The following is a 25,065-nucleotide window of genomic DNA, read 5'->3' as shown; positions in this document are numbered from 1 at the left end:
TCGGCGGAAGATCAACCAAAAATTGATTTTCGTGACCCGCAGGCGACCTTTCCGAGGATAGGGTAAGATCCGGCAAGATACCGATTTTTAACGATATTTTTTTCTCGAAGGCTTCGTGGATCAGGATCGGCGGAACCAAGAAAAACTATAAAAAACGAAAGCCCTATTTCCCGCAACTGCTTAAAAGAGAATTCTGCGTGAGGGCTTTGGAAAGCAGGTGACCGGATGAGGGCAGTGCCCAGCCTCATCCGGCCTTGGCCATACAAGTAAAAGAGGAATAATTAAACGGCTCGGCCTACCCTGCACGGAAACGAGACACATGAAAACCTGACTTTTTACCGCGCTTTTAAGCCATTCTTACACCTATTCGGCGAATGCTGCGAGAGAGGTGTTTTTGCATTCGCAGAAAACAACTTCTTCTTGAAGATTGCATTTCAGAATAATCTTCTAATGGTGTTCTTGGGCCGGAATCTTGCGTGCAGGACTGATCCGGGTAGGGGTAACGTGGAATGAGTGACTCGATCAAAGCAAAAACGTTAGAAAAGCTGATACATAAAAGCAACGCCCTCGACCAGAAATCCGAGCGGCTGGCCCGCCAGGCCCGGAATAGGGCCGAGCGCGCGGCCAAGCGTGCGGCTCGGCAGGGTGATCGGCTGAAAAGCGGTGCCGCTGAAAGCCGGGTCTTCAATATCCTGCTGGTCGCCCAGAACGGCCGGCTGGCCCGCGAGGCGTTGCTTTTCGCCGCCAGCTTGCGCCGCAACGCGCCCGGATCAGCCGGGCGGCTGATCCTGGCCGAACCCTTGCCCGAGGCGGCCTGGGAGGGGGTCGAAACCGCGATCCCCCCTCAGATCCGCGCCGATCTGCTGGCGCTCGGGGCGGAAATCCGACCCTTCGTCGCCCGCCATTTCGGCCGCGCCTATCCCTATGGCAACAAGATCGAGGCGCTTGCCGTCCTGCCCGAGGGCGAACCCTTCGTCTTCTTCGATAGCGATACGTTGGTGCTGGGCGATCTTGGCCGGCTGCCGCTGGATTTTTCGCGCCCCTCGGCCTCGATGCGGCGAAGCGGCACCTGGCCTCTGCCACCCCCTTACGGTCCCGGCTATGCCGGGATCTGGGGCGCGCTGTATCGCCGCTTCGGGCTTGATTTCGAAAGCTCGCTCGATCCGGCTCAGTGCGACGAGCATTGGGAGAGATATCTATATTTCAACGCGGGCTGGTTCTTCGGCGCCGATCCCGCCGAGTTCGGGCGCCGCTTCCTGGATTGGGCGCTGGCGGTGCGGGCCGATCCGGGGGATGAGCTGGCCTGTCAAAGCCTGGACCCCTGGCTGGACCAGATCGTTCTGCCGCTGGTCATCCATTCGCTGGGCGGCGGCAGGCCCGGTCCCGAGCTTTGCGGTCTGGACGGCGCGACGACCTGCCATTACCGCAACCTTTCGCTGCTTTACGCGCGCGAGCCCGAGCCTGCCCTGCACCTGATGGAGACGCTGCTGGCCCAGCCCAGCATCGCCCGGCATTTCGCGGAGGATCCGGCCTATCGGAAGCTGGTTCTGGAGGGAGAGGGGCGCAGGACGGCACGCCAGCTTCAGAACCCCGCCCATCAGGTGGCCGAGCAGGCGCTGCGCCACCGGCTGAAGCGGCAGGGCCTTTGGTTCCGCTGACCGACGCGGATGCCCGTCCTGGGCACGCACCTTGCAGCGCATGAAAAAGGCCACCGTCTGGGGTGGCCTTTTCCAATTCGTCGGGGTGCGATACGGCCTTAGCGGCTGATCACCTTGCATTCCTGCTGGCGCGCGGCCAAGCGGCCGCAGGCCAGTTCGGCGGTCTGCCGGCTCATCCCCAGGAAGGTTGCCTCATAGCCGCGCGCGGTGCTGCCGACCCGGCTTTGTGCCCCGCCAAGCGCATTGCTTTCCTGCAAGGCCGTGCGCAGCAGAAGCTGTTCCGCCGCCCCGCGTGAGGTATGGATCCCCAGCGACACGCCAAAGCCCCGTGCCCCGGACGAGGCGCGGCTGACGACCTGTTGCGCTGGCTGGGGCGAATCGCCATGCTCGACGGCGGCCAGGATGATGCCCTGGCGCGGCGGGGGCGGGGCGGCTGCCTCAGCGGTCGGCGCCGGCTCATCCTGGGGCAGGGCGGTCAGCATGAAAAGCGAGGGACGCACCTGCCCGAGGCTGGCCGATTCCTCGATCCGGCGCGCGGGGATAGGGCGTGAAGAACTGCTCATGCCGTTATCCGTGACCGTGTCGCCTTCGGGGCGCGAGGCGGGGCGCGCCGTCAGACTCTCGGTCCCCTTGGTCGAGGCGGTGGCGACGGGGGCACCCGGCTTGCGCAGGGGCCGCGCGCTGGTCCCGACCTTGTCGGCGCGCGCCGCTTTCTGCGCCCGCTCGACCGCCGCGGTGATCGCCTGCGGGGTCACCAGGCTGGCTTGCGTTGCCCGCGCCGTCGGCCGATCCGAACTGGAAAGCCGGGCCATCGGCTGCGCCATGGCCTGTCGCTGCGGCTGTGGTTGCGGTTGCGGTTGGGCTTGCGGTTGGCGCGTCTCGACCCGCGCGACCTGGATCGTGCGGCGGATCTGGCGCGGCTCTGCCACCAGAACCGGCGCGGCCGGGCGCGTCTCGCGCACTTTGCTTGGCGCCCTGCCGAAGCCCGTATCCAGAAGCTGGGCCATCACCGCGTTGCGATGCGCGGTCGAGTTTCCGCCCAGCACCGTCGCGATGATCCGCTTGGGTCCGCGCTTGGCCGAGGCCGTCAGGTTGAAGCCAGCCGCGCGGGTATAGCCGGTCTTGATCCCGTCCGCCCCCTCATAGCTGTCCAGGAAACGCTTGTTCGTGCTGGAGACCGTCGCGATCCCCGCATCCGCGCTGCGGCGCGAGAAGATCGAGTAATATTGCGGAAAGTCATAGAACAGCCGCCGCCCCAGGGTCGTCATGTCGCGCGCCGTAGAGTAGTGCCCGTCCACGCTCAGCCCGTTCGCATTGCGGAAATTGCTGTTACGCATGCCCAGGGCCTTGGCCATGGCGGTCATCTGGGCCGCGAATTTCGGCTCGGACCCGGCGATATTCTCGCCGATGGTGGTCGCCGCGTCATTGGCCGATTTCACCGCCGCCGCGCGGATCAGATAGCGCAGTTCGATCCTTTGGCCTGCGCGCAGGCCCAGACGCGAAGGCGGTTGCGAGGCCGCGTGCGAGGACACCAGGAACTTGCTGTCCAGCCGGACCTGCCCGCGCTCGATCGCGTTGAAGGCCATGTAAAGCGTCATCATCTTGGTCAATGACGCGGGGTGAAGCCGCGTGTCGGCATTCTGGGAATAGATTTCCTGGCCTGTTCGCGCATCCATGACGAAGGCCGCGAACGGGGCTGCGACGACGGCCATGGGCATGGCCCAGGCGAATAGGACCATTAGTCCCAAGCGGACGCTTCTGGTGATTCTGCTCACTGTCCCGGTCTCTCTGCCTCTGAGGGTCTGTCATTGATGCAGGCCCTTCGTTAATTTTTCGATAATATCACGGCTTCGGGCATTCGAAAACCGTCAGTTTGCGGTTTTCGGGGCCAGATCTCCCTATAGTTGTTTCCTGCCCATGCCTTGCGGGGGCTTACATCACCGTGCAAGAAATCCTATATTGTGCCCTTGATCCAACAGCGATGTGCTAGGCGCCGTGACTGAGCCGTTCATGACAAAACATCCGAACGAAGGCGAGGATGCCGATCTTGCGGTCAAGACCAAGCCGCGCACGAAGCGGCCGCCGCTTTATAAAGTATTGCTATTGAACGACGATTTCACTCCGATGGAGTTCGTCGTGCATGTGCTTGAGCGGCTTTTCAGCATGTCCCATGCCCAGGCCATCGAGATCATGCTGACGGTCCATCGCCGGGGGGTCGCGGTCGTCGGCGTCTACTCGCATGAGATCGCCGAAACCAAGGTGGCGCAGGTCATGGAGCTTGCCCGCCGTCAGCAGCATCCGCTGCAATGCACCATGGAAAAAGAGTAGAATTTGGCTGGTTCCCGACTGGAGCTCGTATTCGGCGATGCCCCGCCCGAAACTCGTCTGTTGCTGATCGGCGCCGGACGTGAAAGCGATCTTGATTGCTTCGATCCCGCGCGCACCCAGGTGGTGCAGCGCCATTTCCCGGATGTCGCCTGGCTGAAGGCGCGGGGCTTTGCCGCCGTGACCCAGGCACAGGGCGATTTCGACGGGGGCATCGTCTTTCTGCCCCGCGCGCGGGCCGAGGCGCGCGCCCGCATCGCCGAGGCCGCCGCGCATCTGCCGCCCGGCGCCTCGCTTTGGATCGACGGGCAGAAGACGGATGGCGTCGATTCGGTCCTGAAGGAATTGCGCGGCATGGCTCCGGTCGATGGCGTGCAGTCCCGCGCCCATGGCAAGATCTTTCGCCTGACCCTGCCCGAAGCGGGCTGGTTCCCCGGCGATTGGGCTGCGGCGGATCATCAGGCCGCGCCGGGCTTCGTCACCCGGCCGGGCGTCTTTTCGGCCGATGCGCCCGACCCGGCTTCGGTCGCGCTGGCGGCGCATCTGCCCGAGAAGCTACCGACCCGCATGGTCGATCTGGGCGCGGGCTGGGGCTGGCTTGCGGCGCAGGTCCTGACACGTCCCGGTGTCGAGACCCTGCATCTGATCGAGGCCGACGCCGTGGCGCTGGACTGCGCGCGGCGCAACGTGACCGATCCCCGCGCACGCTTCCATTGGGCCGATGCGCTGGATTTCCGTCTGCCCGAGCCGGTGAACGGCCTGGTGATGAACCCGCCTTTCCATGACGGGCGCAACGCCGATCCGGCCTTGGGCGCGGGTTTCATCCGCGCGGCCGCGGGGATGCTGACGGGGGCGGGGCGGCTTTGGATGGTCGCGAACCGGCACCTGCCCTATGAGGCGGTGCTGCGCGAGGCTTTCGCCGATGTCGCCGAACTGGGCGGGGACAGCCGCTTCAAGATCCTGACCGCCACGGGCGCGCGCCGCGCCTCGGCCAAGCCTGCAAGGGGACGCCGCAGATGAGGCTTTCGATCCAGGGCAAGACCGCCATCGTTACCGGCGCCGCGCGCGGCATCGGCCTGGCCATCGCGCGGCATTTCCAGAATGCAGGCGCGCAGGTGGTCTTCGCCGATAGCGACGAATCCGCCCTGCATGCCGAGATTGGCGACCCAAGCGACGGCCCGATCCGCGCATTCGCCGGCGATCTGGGCCAGAAGCTGGCACTGGCGAACCTGGTCTCGGCGACCATCGACGCCTTCGAGCGTGTCGACATCCTGGTCAATGCCCATCGCGCCGTCCAGCTTTGCGACCCGCTGACGATGAATGATGAGCTTTTGGGCAAGATGCTGCGCGAGAACATGATCTCGGGGCTGAAGCTGTCGCAGATGGTCGCGCGCCGCATGGTCGCCCAAGCCGAGGAAGAGCCCAAGGACAATCGGTTGCAGAGCGGCACCATCGTGAATGTCAGTTCGCTGGTGGCCGACCGCCCGGCGGCGAACATGCTGGCCTATTCCATCGCCAGCGCCGCCCAGGCCCAGGCAACGCGGTCCCTGGCCGTGGCGCTGGCGCCCAAGCGCATCCGCGTGAACGGGGTGGCCTTCGCCTCGATCATGTCGAACCATTTGCAACTGCAACTGCGCGAGGAGCCGGGCATCCGCGACAGGCTGATCGCCTCGACCCCTTTGGGACGGATCGGCGGCGCGGATGAGCTGGGCGATACGGTGCAGTTCCTGGCCAGCGAGGGCTCAAGCTTCATGACCGGGCAGATCCTGCGCGTCGATGGTGGCCGCAGCCTGGGCGATCCCGGCCAGCCGATCAGCTACTGATCATTTCGGCGTTTCGGGATAGGCGGACTTGCAGGCATCGACCGCGCGCGCGGACGAACTTGCAAGGGCCTGCTTGCGCTTGATCAGGTTGTCGCGCTTGCGGGTCTCGGAGGCGGGGTCGATCGGGACGCGGTAGCGCTCGGTATCGATCACGTCGCGTCGGCAGGGGCGATAGCTGACGTAACGCTCGCCGTTCTTGCCGCGATAGGTGAAGGGACAGTCATCCCATTCGCTGCGCGCCACCTCGCGCTCCTCCCAGGCATAACCGCGCGCCAAATTACCCTCAACCTCGGCAAGAAGTCGCGATACTGTCCTGTATTCACTTGTATTTCTGCTGATACAGCGTTCCTGCGGCGTGCCGCAGGCGGCCAGGGCAAGAAGGGGGAAAAAGGCAAGCGCGATGTTGCGGGACATGGAAGGTTTCTCTACTGCTCTGCATCAAGCTTATGCCCTGCACCCGAACTGGGCAAATCAAGAATGCAAAGGATTTCGGCCATGCAGATGCAGTTGGAACGCGCGCAGGCGGCGGATTGGTTCCATGTCCTTCGCGACCGGATCGTGGCCGCCTTCGAGGCGCTGGAGGAAGAGGCGGGGGGCGATACGCCGCCCGGCCGGTTCGATGTGCGCGAAACCCGCCGCGAAGAGGGTGGCGGCGGCCTGATGTCGGTGATGCGGGGCGGCCGGGTCTTTGAAAAGGTCGGCGTGAACTGGTCGGCAGTGCATGGCGCGTTGTCGCCCGCCGCCTGCGGCGCCATGGCCGCGCGCGGCGTTCCGGGGGTCGAGAAGGATCCGCGCTTCTGGGCTTCGGGGATCAGCCTGGTCGCGCATATGCAAAATCCCCACGCCCCCGCCGTGCATATGAACACGCGCATGTTCTGGACCCCCGGCGCTTGGTGGTTCGGGGGGGGCAGCGACCTGAACCCCTGCCTGGAATATCCCGAGGACACGACGCATTTTCACGACACCCTGCGTCACGCCTGCGTGGCGCACGGGACGGATTATTACGACCGTTTCAGGGCCTGGGCGGATGAGTATTTCTTTATTCCCCATCGGCAGCGCGCGCGGGGCGTTGGCGGCATCTTCTATGACGATCTGAACAGCGGCGACTGGCAGGCCGATTTCGCCTTTACCAAGTCCGTTGGCGAGGCGTTTCTGCCCGCCTTTCTGCCTTTGGCCCGACGGCGCATGGCCGAACCCTGGGGAGAGGCCGAGCGCGAGGTGCAATTGACCCATCGTGGGCTTTATGCGGAATATAATCTCGTCTACGACCGGGGCACGAAATTCGGCCTTGCTACTGGTCACGATCCCGAGGCCGTGCTGATGAGCCTGCCTCCCTTGGCGAAATGGGCATGACCGGCGGGTCTGATTTGTGGCTGCTGCGCCACGGACAAACGGAATGGAACCTTGAGGGACGCATCCAGGGCCGGCTGGATTCGCCGCTGACCCCGCTGGGGCGGCAGCAGGCGCGGCGGCAGGCGCAGATCCTGGCGCGGCTGCCCGCCGGCATCCAGGCCATCGCCAGCCCCTCGGGCCGGGCGCAGGAAACGGCGCGGATTGCCCTGGGCGCGCGGCCTTTCCGAAGCGACCCAAGGCTGCAAGAAATCGACACTGGCGCCTTCACCGGCCAATTGATGGCCGATCTGCGCCGCGACCATCCGGGTATCCTCGCCGAAGGGCTGGGCTGGTATGACCGCATTCCGGGGGGCGAGGATTTCGCCGCGTTGGAGGCGCGGGCGCGGGGATTTCTGTCGGAACTGCGCGCACCCGCGATCCTGGTCACGCATGGGATCACCCTGCGCATGCTGCGCTGCGTGGCGATGGGGCTTGCGCCCGGCGAACTGGCGAGGATGCCGGTGCTGCAAGGCGCGGTCCATCACCTGCAAGGGGGCAGGCACCGCATCCTGTTCTGATCTTAGGCGGGGCTGCGGATAGGCCGGGCGGGGATGGGCCGGGCGGGGCTGCCCACGACAGTCGCGCCTGCCGGCACGTCGCGGCTGACCACGGCGCCCGCGCCGACGATGGCGCCCTCACCCACGGTCACACCGGGCAGAATGATCGCGCCGCCGCCGATCCAGCAATCATCCCCGATGCTGATCGGACGCCCCCATTCGGTGCCTTGGGCACGGCTGGCACGGTCGCGGGGCCGATCCTCGGTCAGGACATGGACGCCGGTGCCGAACTGCACGCGCGCGCCGATGCGAATCTCGCATATATCCATGAAAAAGCATCCGAAATTGACAAAGCATCCCTCGCCGAAATGGATGTTCTTGCCGTAATCGACGCTGAAGGGCGCGCGGATCACCGCGCCGTTCCAACTGCCCAGAAGCTGGGTCAGCGTGCGGGCGCGATGCTTGTCGCCGGTGATCGTGGCATTATAGTCGCGCATCAGGCTTTGCGCTTGCCGCCGCAACGAGACCAACTCGCCATCGCCCGGATCATAGGGGCGGCCGGCCAGCATATCCTCGCGCGCGCTCAAATGAAGCCAAGCTCCAGCCGGGCCTCGTCGGACATCATGTCCATACCCCATTGCGGTTGAAAGGTCATCTCGACATCGACCTGCTTGACGCCGGGGATGGCCTCGACGGCATCCGCGACCCAGCCCGGCATCTCGCCCGCGACGGGGCAGCCGGGGGCGGTCAGGGTCATGATCACCCGGACCAGGTTCTCGTCATTGATGGCGATGGTGTAGATCAGCCCCAGGTCAAAGATATTGACCGGGATTTCGGGGTCATAGACGGTCTTGCAAGCCTCGACGACGCTGTCGTAAAGCGGATGTTCGGTCGTCGAGGGCGCGATCAGCGGATCGCCTTCCGTAAGGTTGTCGGTGGTCATGCGGGCCGCATCCTGTCAATAACTGGCAATTATATAGAACCATGCCTTGCCGGGGTCCAGTCCCGGCAAGGGCGCAGGCTCCAGAACGGGAAAGGCCGGGCCCTATCAGAAGCGGAAGTTCAGCCGGCGCGCGATGCCCAGGCTGATCGACGGTGCGCCCTTATCCTGGACCAGCGGGCTGTCGGCCGCATCGCCCAGCAGGTGGCCATAGGTCACGCGCCCGATCAGCGAGGTGTCGGGCGTCAGCATATAGCGCGCCTCAAGGCTCAGCTTGGCCTGATAGGCGCCGCCATCGGGATCATAGGCGGCGTGGCCGCTGGCCAGCGATTCGGCATCGGTGACGCCGAAATAGGTCCCGGTGAACTCGTCATCGCCCAATTCCAGTTCCACCCCGGTCCAGAGGCTAAGCTTGTCGCTGGCATCATAGCGGTATTTGGTGCCGATTTCGCCCACCAGCCCGCTATGGCCACCGAAACCCTTGCGCATGGCGCCGTAGCTGGTGACGGGACCGCTGACATAGGACAGGCGCAGCCCCAACTCTCCGGTCACGCCGATATCGTCCATCCCCGAGAGCGAATCGCTGTCGCCCGCATCCCGCTTGCCGATGAAATTCACCGAAGGGGTGATTGCCAGCCCCTGCTTCTGGCCCTGTTCGCCGCCCAGTCGCGGGTTGCGCAGGATGATCCAGGGCGAGGCGCCGTCATCGCCCGCGCCCATGTAATCGGGACCATAGGTCAGCCCCAGCCCCGCATCGAACGAGAACTGGTCCATCCCGCGCAGGGATTGCGCAGCCGCCGGAGCCGCCAGGACGGAAACGGACAGAAGAGCAATGGCAAGGGCGCGGGTCATGGGGTGGTTTCCTTGGTTCGGATCTGGGCGGACCTTTCGGTGATTCTCGCGCCTGTGACAAGCCCGCGGGCGCAAAGGCGCGGGATTGGGTCGGCAAGTGTTGCAATCGGGCGCGTCAGCCGCGCTCGGCCTGGTCCAGCCGCTCCAGCGCCTCCATCCAAAGGGCCTCGGCCCGCAGCATGGCCTCGCTGGCTTCGGCATGCTTCCGGCCAAAGCTTTCGGCCTTTTGCGCATCGTCATAGGTTGCCGGGTCGGCCATGATCGCGTCAAGCTTTTCCAGCATGGCGGCCAGCTTCTCGACCCGTTCCTCGGCCCGGCGGGCATCGCCGCGAAGCTCAAGGATGCGGTCGCGCGTGGGGCGCTTGGCCGCGGGCTTCGATGCAGGCTTCGATGCGGGCTGGGCCTCTTTCGGCTCAGCCTTCTCTTCGCCCGAGAGCAGCATCCGGCGGTAATCGTCCAGATCGCCCTGCCAGGGGCTGACGCCGCCCTGGTCGACCAGCCACAGCCGGTCCGCGACCAGGTTCAGCAGGTGCATGTCATGGCTGACCAGCACCACGGCGCCGGTATAGTCGTTCAGCGCCTCGGTCAGTGCCTCGCGGGATTCGATGTCCAGGTGGTTCGTCGGCTCGTCCAGGATCAGCAGGTGCGGCGCGTCGATCGTGGCCAGCAGCAGGGACAGCCGCGCTTTCTGCCCGCCCGAAAGCTGGCGCACCCTGGTTTCGGCCTGCGCCTCCATCAGCCCGAAACCGGCCAGCCGCGCGCGCAGCCTGGGCGGCGCCTCGTCCGGGCGCAGCCTGCGGACATGGGCCAGGGGCGTCTCGTCCAGGTCCAGCTCATCAACCTGGTGCTGGGCGAAATAGCCGATGCGCAGCTTGCCCGAGCGGTTGATCCGCCCCTCCATCGGTTCCAGCCGCCCGGCCAGCAGCTTCGACAGCGTGGACTTGCCCTGACCGTTCCGGCCCAGAAGCGCGATGCGGTCGTCCTGGTCGATGCGCAGGTTCAGCCGCTTCAGGATCGCCCGCGCGTCATAGCCGACGCTTACCCCGTCAAGCGAGACGATGGGCGGCGAAAGCTGATCCGGCTGGGGAAAGCCGAAGCGGTGGAACTTCGCCTCCTCCGGGGCGGTGATCGGCTCCATCTTCGCCAGCATCTTGATCCGGGCCTGCGCCTGCACGGCCTTGCTGGCCTTGGCGCGGAAGCGGTCCACGAAGCTTTGCAGATGCGCGCGCCGGGCCTCCTGCTTCCTGGCCTCGGCGGCTTGCAGGGCGCGCTTTTCGGCGCGGGTGCGCGCGAAGGTGTCGTAGCCGCCCGAGTAAAGCACCAGCTTGCGGTGTTCCAGATGCAGGATATGGCCGACCGCGCGGTTCAGCAGGTCGCGGTCATGGCTGATGACGATGACGGTATGGGGATAGCGTTGCAGATAGCTTTCCAGCCACAGCGCGCCCTCAAGGTCCAGATAGTTCGTCGGCTCGTCCAGCAGCAGCAGGTCCGGCTGCGAGAAGAGCACGCCGGCCAAGGCCACCCGCATCCGCCAGCCGCCGGAATAATCGCTGGTCGGCCGCGCCTGATCCTCGGTCGAGAAGCCCAGGCCCCGCAGGATGGTGGCGGCGCGGGCCTCGGCCGACCAGGCGTCGATGTCGGCCAGCCGGGTCTGGATCTCGGCGATGCGATGCGCGTCGGTGGCGGTCGCGGCTTCGGCCATCAGGCCCGCGCGTTCCTCGTCTGCGGCCAGCACCGTCTCAAGGACGCTCACCCCGGTCCCCGGCGCCTCCTGCGCGACGCCTCCGATCCGGGCGCGGGGGGGCAGCGAAATCGCCCCGCCATCCAGGCCCAGCTCGCCTCGCAGCAGCTTGAACAGCGTTGTCTTGCCCGCGCCGTTCGGCCCGACAAGGCCGACCTTGTGGCCTTCGGGAATGGTGGCGCTGGCCTGCTCGAACAGCGGCCTGCCAGCGATGGAATAGGATATGTCGTCGATGCGCAGCATGGGCCACCGCATGGACGAAGCGCGCGCGGGCGTCAATGCCGCGCCGCCTTTTCAAGCGGGTTTGCGCATGATAACCGGGCGCGGATTTCCGGCCGCTCGGGCCGGGACATGGAAAGGATATCTCATGGCGACCGAACGCACGCTTTCGATCATCAAACCCGACGCCACCAAGCGCAACCTGACCGGCAAGATCAACGCCAAGTTCGAGGATGCGGGCCTGCGCATCGTCGCGCAAAAGCGCATCCAGTTGACGCTGGCGCAAGCGGGCCAGTTCTATGCCGAGCACAAGGAACGCCCCTTCTATGGCGAACTGACCGAGTTCATGACCTCGCAGCCGGTCGTGGTCCAGGTGCTGGAGGGCGAGGGCGCCATCCTGAAGAACCGCGAAGTCATGGGCGCGACCAACCCCGCCAATGCCGACGAAGGCACCATCCGCAAGGAATTCGCCCTGTCGGTCGGTGAAAACTCGGTCCACGGTTCGGACAGCCCCGAGGCCGCCGCACGCGAGATCGCCTTCTTCTTCTCGGGTCTGGAACTGGTCGGCTGATCCGGCTTCTTCGTTTCGCAAATACCCAAGGAAAGGGCCGCCCACCGAGGCGGCCCTTTCGCGTCATTGACGCCGCGCCGTCAGATCAAAGCTGATCGCCACCGCGAAGCCCACGGTGCTTTCGTCGCCGTAACCGGCACCGATGCCGAAATCGCGTCGGTCCACCCGCATCGTGCCGCTGGCGGTCGCGTCGTTGCCGTCGATGGCCAGATCAAAGGGCAGCTCCGCCGGCATCGACTGCCCGGCTATGGTCAGCGTGCCGCGCGCGACATGGGTGCCGGCCTCGGCCAGGATGTCGGCGTCGAATGTCGCTGTGGGATGTGCCGGGGCGTTCAGAAACTCGGGTCCCGTGGCGCTGTCGCTGACCGCGCCCAGCACCAAAGAGGCGATGTCGATCGTCACCGTCACATGCCCGGCCTGTGTCGCGGGGTCATAGTCGATGGCTGCCTGCCAGGTTGTGAACTGGCCTGATACCGGGCTGCCTGCCTGCGCCACCTCGATCCCCAGCGTTCCCTGCTGCACCGCCCAGCCCGAGGCGGACGCGCCCGCCGCCCCCGTAACTTTTTCCGTAACTTTTTCCGTAACTTTTCCCGTGGCCGCTCCCGTGGTCCCGTCATCTGCCCCCGTCATCGTGGCCCCCGTCATCGCGACCGATGCCACCGCGCCCCAGATCGCAAGGCCCGACAGCGCCGCAAGCAGATGCGACAGCACCGGGATCCGCGAGGCCGGAGGCTCGGGCGCGCGGGCGGCGGGGCCGGCCATGCGGCTCAAGGTGCCGTCGCGGTCGACCAGCGCATGTTTCAGCGCACCCGCGACATGCAGAACGATCAGCCCCGCCAGCACCCACCAGCCGGTTTCGTGAAAGGCCGCGAAACGCTCGGCCAGGGCCGCGCCCTCGGGGACCAGCGGCAGGCGTTGTCCAAGCGGCCAGAGGATGCGGGAAAACCCGCCCGGCGCCGCCGAATGCAAAAGCCAGCCCGAAAGCGGCATCATCACCATGCCGATCCACAGCGCCCAATGCACCGCCTCGGCCAGAAAGGTCTCGAAGCGGCGGCGTGGATGCAACGGGCGCGGACGCGGCTGGGTCAGGGTCCAGAGGATGCGCAGGAGCGCCAGGACCAGCGCCGCGACCCCCACCGTCTTGTGGACCGAGAAGGTCGCGAAGATGTGCTGCAACTGTTCCTGCGTGCCGCCGGGCAGGCTGCCCGCGTAAAGGCCCAGGCCGATGGCCGCCAGGATCAGGGCGGCGATGCTCCAATGAAACAGCCGCGCCAGGGCGCCATAGGAACGGGCGTCGTTGCCGATTTTCATGCGATCTCTCCCATCGCTTCGCGCCAATGGCGGCGGCAGAGCGAGACATAGGTTTCATTGCCGCCGATCTGGACCTGCGCTCCCTCGTGCAGCGCGCGGCCCTGGCCGTCCTGGCGCACGACCATGGTGGCCTTGCGCCCGCAATGGCAGATGGTGCGAACCTCGCGCAGGTCGTCGGCCCAGGCCAGAAGCGCGGCCGAGCCGGGAAACATCTCGCCCCGGAAATCGACGCGCAGCCCATAGCACATCACCGGCTGGCCCAGGTCGTCGGTCACGCGGGCAAGCTGCCAGACCTGGGTGCGGGTCAAAAATTGCGCCTCGTCGACGAAGATGCAGGCGCAGCCCGCGCCCGCCGCGCGGATCAGTGCGAAAAGATCGGTCTCGGGGGTGAAGGTCATGGCGGATTCAGAGATGCCGATGCGGCTGCCGATCCGCCCCGGCCCGGCGCGGTCGTCCAGCGCGGCGGTCAGCAGCAGCGTGCGCATCCCCCGTTCGCGATAGTTATAGGACGCTTGCAGCAAAAGCGTGCTCTTGCCGGCGTTCATCGTGGAATAATGAAAATAAAGCTTGGCCATATGGGCAGATAGCCGCTTGGCGCCAAGGGCCGCAAGCCGCCGCATGGCGGCGGCGGCTCACGTTTGGGGGACCTGCCCATGATCGGGCAGGCCGGCGACATCACGCCTTCTGGGTCGATCTCGGCGCGCGCGAGGGGCGACGGGCGGGACGCTTGCGCGCCGCCTGCACGCCGACCGGGGCACCGCGACCGGCGGGACCGCCGCGCTCGCGGATCTTGGCGGCCTCGAAGGGCGCCTCGCCGCCGACGACCGTGATCGCCGATTTCATCGCCTTTTCAATGGCGCGCAATTCGCCGATCTCGGCGGGGGCGCAGAAGGCGATGGCGCGGCCGTCGCGACCGGCGCGGGCCGTGCGCCCGATGCGGTGGACATATTGATCCGGCACGTTCGGCAGGTCGTAGTTATAGACATGCGCCACTTCGGGGATGTCGATGCCGCGCGCGGCCACGTCGGTCGCCACCAGCACCTTGGTTTCGCCCGCGCGGAACCCCGCTAAAGCGCGCTCGCGCTGGCCCTGGCTCTTGTTGCCGTGGATCGCCGCGACCTTGTAGCCCCATTTCTCCAGCAGCTTCGACAGCTTTTCCGAACCGTGCTTGGTGCGGCCGAAGACGATGGCAAGCTCATCGCGATGCTTGGCCAGGTATTCGGCCAGCAGGGTGGCCTTGTCGCCCTGGTTCACGAAATGCACGCCCTGCTCGATCTTGGCGGCGGCCTGGCCGGGCGGGTTGACCGCGACTTTGACGGGGTTCGTCAGGTAGCTCTCGGCCAGCTCTTCCATCAGCTTTGGCATGGTGGCCGAGAAGAGCAGCGTCTGACGTTCGCGCGGCAGCAGCTTCGCGATGCGGCGCAGGGCATGGATGAACCCGATGTCCAGCATCTGGTCGGCCTCGTCCAGCACCAGATATTTCGTCTGCGACAGATCCACCGCGCCGCGCGCGATCAGGTCGATCAGGCGGCCGGGCGTGGCGATCAGCACATCGACGCCGCGCTCCATCCGCATGGTCTGCACGTTGATCGAGGCGCCGCCCACGACGCGGAACTGCCGGATCGGCGTGCCGGCGGCATAGGCGTCGATATTCTCGGCGATCTGGGTCGCCAATTCGCGGGTCGGCGCCAGGATCAGCGCGCGGCAGGTCCGGGGTTCGGGCTTGCGGCCGATGTTCAGCAGCCGGGTCAGCATGGGCAGGCCGAAGGCCGCCGTCTTGCCGGTGCCGGTCTGTGCCAGGCCCATGATGTCGCGCCCCTCGACGATCGAGGGGATGGACTTCTCTTGGATGGGCGAGGGGGTTTCGATCCCCATGGGCGGCAGGTTGATCGCCACGCGCGCATCGATGCCCATGCGGGTGAAGGGCGTGTCGATATCGGGGATGGCCCGGCGGATGAATTTCTCCTCGGGTTCCTCGCGGTGGCGGCGGTGATTGGTGGTGGGCTTGGCGTTGCCGCCGCGGAAGGCGGGTTTCGGGCCACGGCCCTCGTTGCGATGGTTCGGCTTGCCCGAGCGGCTCGGGCGGGAGGTTTCTTGCGTCATGTCATCTTTCGGCCATGCGCCCGCGTATCGGTGCGCATGACAAGGCGCCGCCTCACGGGCGGCTGGTTGCGAGGGGCGGGCGCGATACGCTTTGCCCGCAAGCCTCCCCGCGTGAATGGGAAACCGGAAAGATCGTGCCGACCTGACGCGCATTCGCGTCGGCTGCTCACGCGGCAGCGGGCGGCAACGTGCCGGGAATGAGGCCATCGGGCCGAAAAGTCAAGGACGATCAGGCGCGGTCGGTCGAATCCATCCAGATCGTCACCGGACCGTCATTGACCAGGGCGACCTGCATCTCGGCGCCGAAGCGGCCGGTTTCGACTGGCAGGCCCAGATCGCGCAGGGCCTGGGCGAAAGCCAGATAAAGCACCTCGCCGCGCGCGGGCGCCTCGGCGGCGGAAAAGCCGGGGCGGTTGCCGGTGCGGGTATCGGCGGCCAGGGTGAACTGGCTGACGACCAGCACGCCGCCGCCGGTATCCATGACCGAGCGGTTCATCTTGCCCGCCTCATCGCGAAAGATGCGCAGCCTGGCGATCCGCGCGGCAAGCTTTCGCGGCGCGTCGTCGGGGTCGCCCTGCATGGCGCAGACCAAAATCGCCAGCCCTGGCCCGCATTGGCCGACGATTTCGTCCGCGACGGTGACGCTGGCCGAGCGCACGCGTTGGATCAGCGCGCGCATCCTATTTCCCCAGCATGATGCCAAGCACGACGAACATCAGCCCGAAGACCGAGGCCCCCAGTGCCGCCATGTTCACCACCACGACCCGGCGCATGACCGCGCGCATCTGCGCGTCGTCCAGGGCGCGGCGCTTGGCGCGGGCCGCCGTCGCGATGCACCAGACCAGCGCGGCCAGCCCCGCCATGGTCAGCGCGGCTCCGCCCCAGATCAGCCCGTCCCAGATCGTCATGCCTGCCTCCGTCTCGTTGCGCATGGCCCTAGCGGCGATTGCACCCGCCCGCAAGACCGCCTAGACCGCGCGGCAAAGGCAAAGGAGCGGAACATGTCAGACGATAACGCCTATGGCATCGCCGCCGGAGAGCTGCGCCAGTTCATCGAACAATATGAGCAGTTGGAAGGCGAAAAGAAGGACATCACCGAGCAGCAGAAAGAGCTGATGGCCGAGGCCAAGGCACGCGGCTATGACACCAAGGTGATGAAGAAGGTCATCGCGCTGCGCAAGCGCGACAAGGACGACATCGCCGAGGAAGAGGCCATTCTGGAGATGTATAAGGCCGCGCTGGGCATGGGCTGATCCCGGCCGGGCCTTCCGAAGCCGGAAGGGGGCCGTCTTGGCCCCACTTCCCCCCCCCGCTCAGGGCGTGATGAATTCGATGCCGGACAGCGCCGCGATCTCGGCCACGTCCTCGTCGTAAAGATCGCTGATCTGATCGACCAGATCCTGGGTCCAGCCGGGCAGGGCGATGGTGATCTCCATCTGCTCGGGCAGGGCGTATTGCGCCAGGGCCCGGGAAAAGATCGCGCGCCGGGTCTCGACGGTCAGGCGGCTCTGCTTGGCCATCTCGTCGCGGATCATCTGGATGCCCTCGGGGCGAAGGATGTCGGCCAGGACTTGCAGGCCGGCTTTCAGCGGCACGTCGCTGGGCATGGTGGCGATACGGCGCACCACCTCGGGCCAGATCAGCGACGTGTCCTCATGGCACCAGAGCACCAGCCGCCGCCCCGGAATCGCGGCTTGCAGCCGGCGGATGGCGGGCGCCCAGCGTAGCCGCTCGGGCGGGATGCCGGCCATGACCCTGGCATAGTCGCCGCTGCCCTCTTGCGAGAAGACGAAGGGCAGAAGCGTGGCCGGGTTCTTCAACGCCATGAAGAATTCGACATCGGCCGAAGGAAACAGGTTCGCCAGCGCCGCCATCCGGTCCCCGGCCGAGGCATAGAGCCCCTCTGGCGAAATCGCGCGCTCGGCCTTGCCCAGAAAGGTGGGGGTGCTGAAGATGATCCGCTCGGGATGGTCGGATTCCAGGATCGCGTCCAGCATCACCTGCTCCATCTCGGGGCTGGCGGGGGCGCCGCGCAAGGCGCTCAGCGCCTCGCCGAAGACATCGCGGTGCCTGTTGGGCGTCAGCGGCTCGATCCCGTTCTTCAGCAGCCAGTCCCGGTTCTGCATCAAGGTCTTGACCATGCGGAACATGTCGGTGCCGTGAACCCCGCAATGAAAGACGACCTGCATGCGAACCTCGTTTCTGTTTCGTCGCGAGGCGGCAGATTAGCCGCCCTTGCAGGGCAGAGAAAGCTTTCACGCCGAAAAGGCAAGCGAATGCGTCTGGGAGTGATGCAATTCCCGGCTGTCGGTCGGGACGGGGCATCGCGCGCTGGCGTGCCTTCCGGGCAGAAGATCAAGGGGAAGAACGGGACAACCGGACGAGCGCCACCACAACACTCGCCCGGTTATGTCGGGGCAAACAAAACAATCGCTTAACACCACAACCAGCAACCGCCTACCGACATGGGCCTTATCCCATGCTTCCCGTTAAAGGTGTAGTTGACCTTTTGGTTAGCTTTCTGCGTGAGCGACCTGTCCCTTTGGTCAGGATCGGCAAAAGCTCCGGACCGAAGGGCCGAATCCGGGGGAAACGGCCCGTGTGATTCCCTGCCTCCGAAACGACAAAAGCCGCCCCGGAGGGGGCGGCTTTCAGATCACTGTCCCAGCTTTTTCAGCAGCTGTAATACATCGCATATTCGATCGGGTGGGGCGTATGCTCATAGGCATAGACCTCTTCCCATTTCAGCTTGATGTAGCCTTCAAGCTGATCCTTGGTGAAGACATCGCCCGCCAGCAGGAAGTCCATGTCTTTTTCCAGCTCTTCCAGTGCCTCGCGAAGCGAGCCGCAGACGGTCGGGATCGCGGCCAGTTCTTCCGGCGGCAGATCGTAGAGATCCTTGTCCGAGGCCGGGCCGGGATCGATCTTGTTCTTGATCCCGTCCAGGCCGGCCATCAGCAGGGCGGCGAAGGCCAGATAGGGGTTCGCGGCCGGATCGGGGAAACGGGCCTCGACGCGCTTGGCTTTCGGCGACTCGGTCCACGGAATACGCACGCAGCCCGAGCGGTTGCGGGCCGAATAGGCGCGCAGGACGGGGGCCTCGAAGCCGGGGATCAGGCGCTTGTAGCTGTTGGTCGCGGGGTTCGTCAGCGCGTTCAGCGCCTTGGCGTGCTTCAGGATGCCGCCGATGAAATACAGCGCCTCTTGCGACAGGTCGGCATATTTGTCACCCGCGAACAGCGGCTTGCCGTCCTTCCAGATCGACATGTTGACGTGCATGCCGCTGCCGTTGTCGCCCTTCATGGGCTTGGGCATGAAGGTCGCCGACTTGCCATAGGCGGCGGCGACGTTGTGGATGACGTATTTGTATTTCTGGATGTTGTCGGCCTGCTGCACCAGCCCGCCGAAGATCATGCCCAGCTCGTGCTGGCCCGAGGCGACCTCGTGGTGGTGCTTGTCGACCTTGATGCCCATGCGCTTCATGGTGGACAGCATCTCGCCCCGGATGTCCTGGGCGGCGTCGACGGGGTTCACCGGGAAATAGCCGCCCTTGTGGGCCGCGCGGTGGCCCAGGTTGCCGTCCTCATAGGCGGTGTCGGTGTTCCAGGCGGCATCCACCGAGTCGATCTCGAACGAGACCTTTTGCGGGCTGATCTGGTATTTCACGTCGTCGAACAGGAAGAACTCGGCTTCCGGGCCGAAATAGGCCGCATCGCCGATGCCCGAGGATTTCAGATATGCCTCGGCCTTCAGCGCGGTGCCGCGCGGGTCGCGGGCATAGGGCTCGCCGGTGTCGGGCTCGACCACGTTGCAATGCACGCAAAGGGTCTTTTCGGCATAGAACGGGTCGATATAGACCGAGGCGGGGTCCAGGATCAGCTTCATGTCGGACTGATCGATCGACTTCCAGCCGGCGATGGACGAGCCGTCGAACATGAAGCCTTCTTCAAAGAAATCCTCGTCGACCAGGTCGGCCACCAGCGTCACGTGTTGCAGCTTGCCTTTCGGATCGGTGAAGCGAACGTCGACATATTCGACATCTTCCGCCTTCATCAGATCCAGAACGTCCTTGACTTTCATTGGGGTCCTTCCTCCATTCAGTCGGCCCGACCGCCGCGGCCGGGGTGGGTAAACTACATACAGGCCGCGGCGCGGCCGAAGTCCTTTCAGACCGCGTCGTCGCCGGTTTCGCCGGTGCGGATGCGGATGGCTTGCTCGACCGGCAGGATGAAGATCTTGCCGTCACCGATCTTCTCGGTGCGTGCGGCCGAGATGATGGCATCGACGGCGACCTCGACCAGATCGTCGGGCAGAACCATCTCGATCTTCACCTTCGGCAGGAAATCCACGACATATTCGGCGCCGCGATAAAGCTCGGTGTGGCCCTTCTGGCGGCCGAAGCCCTTGACCTCGGTGACCGAAAGACCTTGGACGCCCACTTCCTGAAGCGCTTCCTTCACATCATCCAGTTTGAAAGGCTTGATGATGGCTTCGACTTTCTTCATCGCCTGATCCTTCCTCGCGACTTGCCTGCGACCTGATTGGCGGGTTTGATCGGCCTCGTCCATGCGGCATGATGGGGAAAGCGGCATGGAGGCGATGAAACTGGGATTGTAGCCTTAATTATGTGCAGAAAGTCTAATAAATATGCAATATCCGGGGGTGCCGGGCGGGAGTTCCTGACGACTCGGCAGATGCGCCAGGTCGAGGGCGCGGCCATCGCCAGCGGCGCCGTCACCGGCGCCATCCTGATGGAGCGGGCGGGCGCCGCCGCGGCCCAGGTGCTGGCCGCGCGCTTTCCGGCCATGGCCGAGGGGCGCGAATTGGCGCTGATTCTGTGCGGGCCGGGCAATAATGGCGGCGACGGCTATGTGATCGCGCGCCACCTGTCGCAACGTGGTTGGACGGTGCAGGTCGCGGCCCTGGCCGCGCCCGTGACGCCCGAGGCGCGGGGCGCGGCCGATCTGTGGAAGGGGCCGATCGGCGGCTTGGCCGCGCCGCAGGGACTGGGCGAGGGGGCCGGCAAGCCGATCGGGCTTTGCGTCGATGCACTGTTCGGAACCGGCATCACCCGGCCCCTGACTGCCGAGATCGCTGGACTTTTGCGCGGTATCTCGGCCTCGGGCTGTCCCTTGGCGGCGGTCGATATCCTCAGCGGCATCTGCGCCAGCAGCGGCCGCATCCTGGGGGATGAGCGCCTGCCCCAGGCGGCGCTGACACTGACCTTCCACCGCCGCAAGCTGGGCCATGTGCTGGCCGATGGCGGTGCCTTGGGAGGCGAGATCGTGGTCTGCGACATCGGCCTTGAACCCTGGCAGGCGGCGGCGGGGGATTGCGTGCCAGAGGCGGGTCCGGGCCCGGCGCTGCTGAAGCGGGCGGGGCACAAATACAGCCACGGCCATGTGCTGGCCGTGGCTGGCGGGCCGGCGAAAGGGGGGGCTGCCCGGCTGGCCGCGCGCGCCGCCTTGCGCAGCGGCGCGGGATTGGTGACGCTGGGCTGTCCCGCCGCCGCAATGCCCGAAAATTCCGCAAGGCTGGATGCGATCATGCTGTCCCGCGTCGAGGGCGCCGAGGATCTGGCTCGTCTTCTGCGCGATCCGCGCCTGAACGCGCTGTGCCTGGGGCCGGGCCTGGGGCTGGAGCGTGCGCGCAGCCTGGTCCCCGAGGCGCTGCGTTCTGGCCGCGCGGTCGTGCTGGACGCCGATGCGCTGACCGCCTTTGCGGATGGGCCGGACGCGCTTTTCGCGCAGATGCACCGCAGGGCCGTGCTGACCCCGCATGAAGGAGAATTTGCCCGGCTTTTTCCCGATCTGGGTCGGGTCCTGCGCGATCAGTCCGCCAAGGGGCCGGCCATGTCGCGGGTGGATCTGGTGCGGATGGCGGCCGCGCGGGCGGGCGCGACGGTGCTTCTGAAAGGGCCGGATACGGTGATTTCGACCCCCGAGGGCCGGGTGGCCGTCGCCGCCGCGACCGGGCTTCAGGCCGCGCCCTGGCTTGCCACGGCAGGCTCGGGCGATGTGCTGGCGGGGATTTTGGCCGGGCTTCTGGCGCGGGGCTTCGACGCCCTCGAATCGGCGGCACAAGGGGCTTGGCTGCATGCCGAGGCGGCGCGTGAGTTCGGCCCCGGATTGATCGCCGAGGACTTGCCCGAACTCTTGCCGGCAGTTTTTCGCGCCCTGTGAGGTCGGCTTTCGTGGAATCTTAACGATTGGTGCGGGTGAAGGGACTTGAACCCCCACGCCTTGCGGCGCCAGAACCTAAATCTGGTGCGTCTGCCAATTTCGCCACACCCGCGTCCCTTCCGGGCAGGAACCCGAAGGATTGCGCCCTCTTAGCAAAGCCTTCCCGAAAGTGCGAGGGGGAAAACCTTGCGGCCTCGGCTGCTTGCGTCGGCGGCTCAATCCAGTCATGTACACAATTTTAGAGATATTTGATAAATTAAAATACATCCTTAAGGGTGTATTCTGCGTGAAATTTAACGGTATCTTAAGCTTCAGACCACATCCATTGACTGCCGGCACGATCTCACTCCGGCCATCCGATGCGCAACCTGCCAGTTGCATAAAATACATTTATTTCTTGGAGTTAAGAAATGCCGACAGAGAAGAGTGACATCCTGCGCATGACATCGGGAACCAATACGCTTTATGCGGGCGGTGGCGACGACACGCTCTATTGGTCGCCCGAGCTGGGCAGCTATAACTTCCACGGCGGTGATGCCGGCGAGCGGTATGATACCAATGTCTACATGGATAAGACGGGCGGCGACCGCCTGGTGATCGAAAGCACGGCCGGTCTGCGGCTGACCTTCTCGACCACCGAGAACGGGCTGCTCAGTACCAAGGACAGTTTCCTGAATTTCACCGGGGTCGAGCGTATTCATCTGGGCGAAGGCAATGACACGATCATTGCCTCGAACGCGGCCCTGAACAAGGCGCATTTCGGCACGCCCGAGCATGGGCTGACCCTCTATGCCGGTGCCGGCAATGACAGCATCGTCGGCTCGGCGCATGATGACTTCATCGATGGCGGGTCGGGCAATGACACCATCCGCGCCGGCGCGGGCTCCGACTTCATCCAAAGCTCGACCGGGGACGACCTGATCTTCGGTGGCACGGGCAACGACAATATCCGCTGGGGGCAAGGCAATTTCGAGGAGATCATCGGGAACGACACCATCTATGGCGGCGCCGGCAACGACCTGATCAACATCTGGATCAAAAGTGGCTGGGATAACTCGGACGGCGTCGAGGTGACGGTCACCCGCGTCAATGCCGACGGCTCGACCCGAGGAAGCGCCTGGACCGATATCGGCGGCGCGCATAGCGATCTGAGGTTCCAGGGCTTCGAGATGATCTGGACCCATGAGGGTCGGGACACGATCAATGGCGCCAATGCGGTGATCGGCGCCGATGGCAACGGCTTTCACGGCAATGCCCGTTGGGGTGACGACATCGTGATCGGCTCGCGCGGGAATGACACGCTGGAAGGCGGCGAGGGGCGCGACACCATCACCGGCGGCGCCGGCAACGACCTGATCAGCGCGAACGGCGATTTCTATCGCATGGACGCGCCGGGCGACGGGGTGCGGGATGTGCTGATCTTTCAGCGCGGCTTCGGCCATGACACGGTGCTGGGCTTTGACACTGGTATCGACGCGCTGAAGCTGGATTCCGGTATGACTTATAGCGCGAAAGAGATTGCGGGCGGCACGCAGTTGACCTTCGCCAGCGGGGATTCGATCTTCCTTTCCAACGTCTATGATTTCATCTGAGGCTTATGCCCGATCCAGGGGGCGCCGCCCCGTGCCGCGATCTTGGATGCCGGGATCGCGGGCGGCTCTCCTAAGCGGTTGCGCAGCGCCCGGCCGAAGGGTAGAGCAATGAAGGATGCCGGTTTAGCTCAGTTGGTAGAGCGCGTGATTTGTAATCACGATGTCGCGGGTTCGATTCCTGCAACCGGCACCAATTACTTTCATAAGTCATTGTTTTACCTTGAGATTTTGAGTTGGTGGATTTTACACCCACTGATGCACCCCACATCCTCAAAATGATTGGATGCCACGGGTTGCGACGAATCCGAACGCCTGGCCGAAGCCGGGCACTATGCGCTTCTTCCGGGACGGAAGAAGCTGTGAAGGCTTCTGATCTCGGCCTGACCCACAAGCAGGTCCACGAAGCCCGCGTTTCAGGCGACGAGCGCGCGGGCCTCGGCCCAGATCGCTTCCGCGTGCGGCCCGTCGCCGATGTCGTGATCCCCGTTGGCCGTCTGGCCCATGATTTTGCGCAGCATGTCGTCTGCGTTACGGGCCGGTAGTTCGGCGATGGCATTGGCGAGGCCCGCCAGGCGGCTGCTGGCCTGATCGGCCTCATCCTCCGTCAGGCCATGGTCGCCGTTCAGCAGCGCATGCAACGCGGTGATTTCCCGGTGCATCGCGGCGATGGGGCTTTCCTCTGCCTGCTCTGCGCGCTGGGCGTCAGTCTCGGCCATGTGGAGTTCCCGCGCCTTCTTGACCCGATCCGCGACAACCTGAATCAGGTTGATGATGCCCGAGGCCATGGGCGTTTCGTCCTGCGTCAGATGGTTGAGAGCCGCATCATCAAGGACGCATAGCAGCCCCTCGATGGTGTGAAGCTCAGCATCGGTGTCGCAACGTGCGCTGAAATAGCTCATGCCACGCCCTCCATGATGCGGCCCACGCGGCGCAGGGCGCTGCGGACATAGGACCGGGCTTCGCGCTCGGCCGTGCTGTAGCCGGTCCGGCGCTCAGAAGCGTCCAGAGCGAGCGTGAGCATGTCGTGGATTTCGTGAAGGCTTGCGACAGGCAAGCCGGGGGCGTTATGGCAATGGATAGCCATGCGCTGATCCTCCAGATCAGGGTTTCGGTTAGGGCCGGGTGGAAGGTCGCAACTTCCCTCGGCCTGACTTTATGTTATCATCGCCGCATGTCAGATCAAGCACTAAATGATAACACAAAGAGAATGGGCCGCCCGGCTACCGGCAAGGGAATCCTGATAGGTGTTCGCATCCAGCCCGACCTTCTCGCATGGCTGGACGCCGAACGCGCGAAGCTGGAACCAGAGCCGTCGCGGCCTGAGTTCATTCGACAGTTGATCGAGAAGGCGAAAGCCTAGTTCGCAGCGCAACTCACGCATGTGCGCGAATGATGCATCTTCGCCCAGCATCACCCGTGCACGCAGCAGAGACAGAGATTCGAGAAGGGCGCGATCAGAGCGCCTTAGCCAAGGCAGTTCATCCACGAAAGAGCGCCACAGGCGGCGGGCGTCAGCGGGCAGATAGGCGGGCGGATCACCCACGGGGCCACCGCCATCAGGCTCGGACCGGAGGCGGTAGCGTTGCGGATTCTTCCGGTCGGCACCCGTCAGCCGGGCTTTCGCCAGGGGCGTTCTCGGCCTCGACATGGTTGGTTTCCCGAATGCTTGAATTGTGGATGTGTGAAGGAACCTGGGCATCGGGTCCGGGGCCGCTTCGGCCCTAGGTTGGCAATACCCCCCCCTCAGGGGTTGATTTACTTCCAGGGGTCACACCGGATACCCATCCAGTTCCACCTGCCTCGGGCGCCTCCACCCCTCGTCCCTCGCGGTCTTGTCGCTGTGGCAAGGGGCGCAGATT

The 25,065-nt window shown here is 65.1% G+C and carries 27 protein-coding genes and 2 tRNA genes; 11 read left to right on the top strand and 18 right to left on the bottom strand.

All coding sequences use genetic code 11. The features are described 5' to 3' along the window. Window positions 1–509 precede the first annotated feature (509 nt). A complete protein-coding gene (locus tag QM682_RS10190; RefSeq protein WP_415129343.1) occupies window positions 510–1,658 on the top strand; it encodes a hypothetical protein in 1,149 nt (382 codons plus the stop codon). Between the two features lie 98 nt (window positions 1,659–1,756). Here the strand turns inward: QM682_RS10190 and QM682_RS10185 are convergent, their stop codons facing one another. Next, window positions 1,757–3,370, bottom strand: a complete 1,614-nt coding sequence (locus QM682_RS10185) for a D-alanyl-D-alanine carboxypeptidase family protein (RefSeq protein ID WP_415129341.1) — start codon at window positions 3,368–3,370, stop codon at window positions 1,757–1,759. Window positions 3,371–3,668: 298 nt separating this feature from the next. Here QM682_RS10185 and clpS point away from each other — a divergent pair, with 298 nt between their 5' ends. The 3 genes from clpS to QM682_RS10170 are packed head-to-tail and all read left to right on the top strand — an operon-like array spanning window position 3,669 to window position 5,806. After that, window positions 3,669–3,986 (top strand): ATP-dependent Clp protease adapter ClpS, encoded by a 318-nt coding sequence (gene clpS, locus QM682_RS10180; protein WP_415129339.1) that lies wholly within the window; start codon window positions 3,669–3,671, stop codon window positions 3,984–3,986. A 3-nt stretch (window positions 3,987–3,989) separates the two neighbouring features. Beyond that, window positions 3,990–5,003 (top strand): methyltransferase, encoded by a 1,014-nt coding sequence (locus QM682_RS10175; RefSeq protein WP_415129337.1) that lies wholly within the window; start codon window positions 3,990–3,992, stop codon window positions 5,001–5,003. Continuing rightward, on the top strand, window positions 5,000–5,806 hold the full coding sequence (locus tag QM682_RS10170) for an SDR family NAD(P)-dependent oxidoreductase (protein WP_415129335.1): 807 nt from the start codon (window positions 5,000–5,002) through the stop codon (window positions 5,804–5,806). The genes QM682_RS10175 and QM682_RS10170 overlap by 4 nt, the downstream gene beginning before the upstream one ends. On the opposite strand, the gene QM682_RS10165 is transcribed toward QM682_RS10170, so the two are convergent. Continuing rightward, complete coding sequence (locus tag QM682_RS10165) at window positions 5,807–6,220, bottom strand: hypothetical protein (protein ID WP_415129333.1); 414 nt, start codon at window positions 6,218–6,220, stop codon at window positions 5,807–5,809. 81 nt (window positions 6,221–6,301) lie between these two features. Between QM682_RS10165 and hemF the strand changes: the two genes are divergently transcribed. Together hemF and QM682_RS10155 are read left to right on the top strand one after the other, a co-directional pair. Then, window positions 6,302–7,159 (top strand): oxygen-dependent coproporphyrinogen oxidase, encoded by an 858-nt coding sequence (gene hemF / locus QM682_RS10160; protein WP_415129331.1) that lies wholly within the window; start codon window positions 6,302–6,304, stop codon window positions 7,157–7,159. Further along, entirely contained in the window at window positions 7,156–7,716 is a 561-nt protein-coding gene (locus QM682_RS10155; RefSeq protein WP_415129329.1) for a histidine phosphatase family protein, read from the top strand. Before hemF ends, QM682_RS10155 begins: the two co-directional genes overlap by 4 nt. Before the next feature lie 2 nt (window positions 7,717–7,718). Here QM682_RS10155 and QM682_RS10150 read toward each other — a convergent pair whose 3' ends face one another. From QM682_RS10150 to QM682_RS10135, 4 genes are all read right to left on the bottom strand, one after another. Further along, window positions 7,719–8,282 carry a sugar O-acetyltransferase gene (locus tag QM682_RS10150; protein ID WP_415129327.1) on the bottom strand — a complete coding sequence of 188 codons (564 nt, stop codon included), beginning with the start codon at window positions 8,280–8,282 and terminating at the stop codon, window positions 7,719–7,721. Next, a complete protein-coding gene (locus QM682_RS10145; protein ID WP_415129325.1) occupies window positions 8,279–8,638 on the bottom strand; it encodes an SUF system Fe-S cluster assembly protein in 360 nt (119 codons plus the stop codon). The genes QM682_RS10150 and QM682_RS10145 overlap by 4 nt, the downstream gene beginning before the upstream one ends. Before the next feature lie 105 nt (window positions 8,639–8,743). Then, window positions 8,744–9,487 carry a MipA/OmpV family protein gene (locus QM682_RS10140; RefSeq protein WP_415129323.1) on the bottom strand — a complete coding sequence of 248 codons (744 nt, stop codon included), beginning with the start codon at window positions 9,485–9,487 and terminating at the stop codon, window positions 8,744–8,746. A gap of 115 nt (window positions 9,488–9,602) precedes the next feature. Further along, a complete protein-coding gene (locus QM682_RS10135) occupies window positions 9,603–11,471 on the bottom strand; it encodes an ABC-F family ATP-binding cassette domain-containing protein (RefSeq protein ID WP_415129321.1) in 1,869 nt (622 codons plus the stop codon). Window positions 11,472–11,595: 124 nt separating this feature from the next. On the opposite strand from QM682_RS10135, the gene ndk reads away from it, so the two are divergent. Continuing rightward, complete coding sequence (gene ndk / locus QM682_RS10130; RefSeq protein ID WP_415129319.1) at window positions 11,596–12,018, top strand: nucleoside-diphosphate kinase; 423 nt, start codon at window positions 11,596–11,598, stop codon at window positions 12,016–12,018. Window positions 12,019–12,081: 63 nt separating this feature from the next. Here the strand turns inward: ndk and QM682_RS10125 are convergent, their stop codons facing one another. The 5 genes from QM682_RS10125 to QM682_RS10105 form a co-directional block, all read right to left on the bottom strand. Further along, window positions 12,082–13,329 (bottom strand): cytochrome b/b6 domain-containing protein, encoded by a 1,248-nt coding sequence (locus QM682_RS10125; RefSeq protein ID WP_415129317.1) that lies wholly within the window; start codon window positions 13,327–13,329, stop codon window positions 12,082–12,084. After that, the gene (locus tag QM682_RS10120; RefSeq protein ID WP_415129475.1) at window positions 13,326–13,904 is read right to left on the bottom strand and encodes a thymidine kinase; all 579 of its coding nucleotides are present in this window, start codon (window positions 13,902–13,904) and stop codon (window positions 13,326–13,328) included. The genes QM682_RS10125 and QM682_RS10120 overlap by 4 nt, the downstream gene beginning before the upstream one ends. A gap of 100 nt (window positions 13,905–14,004) precedes the next feature. After that, window positions 14,005–15,243, bottom strand: coding sequence for a DEAD/DEAH box helicase (locus tag QM682_RS10115; protein ID WP_415129473.1), 1,239 nt, complete (start codon window positions 15,241–15,243; stop codon window positions 14,005–14,007). A gap of 418 nt (window positions 15,244–15,661) precedes the next feature. Continuing rightward, window positions 15,662–16,111: a D-aminoacyl-tRNA deacylase gene (dtd, locus tag QM682_RS10110; protein WP_415129315.1), complete on the bottom strand. Its 450-nt coding sequence runs from the start codon at window positions 16,109–16,111 to the stop codon at window positions 15,662–15,664. A 1-nt stretch (window position 16,112) separates the two neighbouring features. After that, window positions 16,113–16,340, bottom strand: coding sequence for a hypothetical protein (locus QM682_RS10105; RefSeq protein WP_415129313.1), 228 nt, complete (start codon window positions 16,338–16,340; stop codon window positions 16,113–16,115). A gap of 93 nt (window positions 16,341–16,433) precedes the next feature. Here QM682_RS10105 and QM682_RS10100 point away from each other — a divergent pair, with 93 nt between their 5' ends. Then, window positions 16,434–16,685, top strand: a complete 252-nt coding sequence (locus QM682_RS10100) for a DUF2312 domain-containing protein (protein WP_415129311.1) — start codon at window positions 16,434–16,436, stop codon at window positions 16,683–16,685. 60 nt (window positions 16,686–16,745) lie between these two features. Here the strand turns inward: QM682_RS10100 and QM682_RS10095 are convergent, their stop codons facing one another. From QM682_RS10095 to QM682_RS10085, 3 genes are all read right to left on the bottom strand, one after another. Next, window positions 16,746–17,621, bottom strand: a complete 876-nt coding sequence (locus QM682_RS10095) for a hypothetical protein (protein WP_415129309.1) — start codon at window positions 17,619–17,621, stop codon at window positions 16,746–16,748. Between the two features lie 484 nt (window positions 17,622–18,105). After that, complete coding sequence (glnA, locus tag QM682_RS10090; protein ID WP_415129307.1) at window positions 18,106–19,512, bottom strand: type I glutamate--ammonia ligase; 1,407 nt, start codon at window positions 19,510–19,512, stop codon at window positions 18,106–18,108. An 86-nt stretch (window positions 19,513–19,598) separates the two neighbouring features. Continuing rightward, a complete protein-coding gene (locus QM682_RS10085) occupies window positions 19,599–19,937 on the bottom strand; it encodes a P-II family nitrogen regulator (protein ID WP_028717789.1) in 339 nt (112 codons plus the stop codon). Between the two features lie 189 nt (window positions 19,938–20,126). On the opposite strand from QM682_RS10085, the gene QM682_RS10080 reads away from it, so the two are divergent. After that, a complete protein-coding gene (locus tag QM682_RS10080; RefSeq protein ID WP_415129305.1) occupies window positions 20,127–21,614 on the top strand; it encodes an NAD(P)H-hydrate dehydratase in 1,488 nt (495 codons plus the stop codon). 27 nt (window positions 21,615–21,641) lie between these two features. Here the strand turns inward: QM682_RS10080 and QM682_RS10075 are convergent. After that, window positions 21,642–21,726: transfer RNA gene (locus tag QM682_RS10075), tRNA-Leu, on the bottom strand. 298 nt (window positions 21,727–22,024) lie between these two features. Here QM682_RS10075 and QM682_RS10070 point away from each other — a divergent pair. Next, the gene (locus QM682_RS10070) at window positions 22,025–23,206 is read left to right on the top strand and encodes a calcium-binding protein (protein ID WP_415129303.1); all 1,182 of its coding nucleotides are present in this window, start codon (window positions 22,025–22,027) and stop codon (window positions 23,204–23,206) included. Window positions 23,207–23,323: 117 nt separating this feature from the next. Then, a tRNA-Thr gene (locus tag QM682_RS10065) sits at window positions 23,324–23,399 on the top strand. A gap of 220 nt (window positions 23,400–23,619) precedes the next feature. On the opposite strand, the gene QM682_RS10060 is transcribed toward QM682_RS10065, so the two are convergent. From QM682_RS10060 to QM682_RS10050, 3 genes are all read right to left on the bottom strand, one after another. After that, window positions 23,620–24,105: a hypothetical protein gene (locus tag QM682_RS10060; protein WP_415129301.1), complete on the bottom strand. Its 486-nt coding sequence runs from the start codon at window positions 24,103–24,105 to the stop codon at window positions 23,620–23,622. After that, window positions 24,102–24,290: a hypothetical protein gene (locus QM682_RS10055; protein ID WP_415129299.1), complete on the bottom strand. Its 189-nt coding sequence runs from the start codon at window positions 24,288–24,290 to the stop codon at window positions 24,102–24,104. Before QM682_RS10055 ends, QM682_RS10060 begins: the two co-directional genes overlap by 4 nt. Before the next feature lie 102 nt (window positions 24,291–24,392). Continuing rightward, a complete protein-coding gene (locus QM682_RS10050; RefSeq protein ID WP_415129297.1) occupies window positions 24,393–24,749 on the bottom strand; it encodes a hypothetical protein in 357 nt (118 codons plus the stop codon). Window positions 24,750–25,065 lie beyond the last annotated feature (316 nt).

Source organism: Paracoccus sp. (in: a-proteobacteria), from assembly GCF_047605025.1.
Taxonomy (GTDB): Bacteria; Pseudomonadota; Alphaproteobacteria; order Rhodobacterales; family Rhodobacteraceae; genus Paracoccus.
This window is presented reverse-complemented; position numbering and strand designations above follow the sequence as displayed.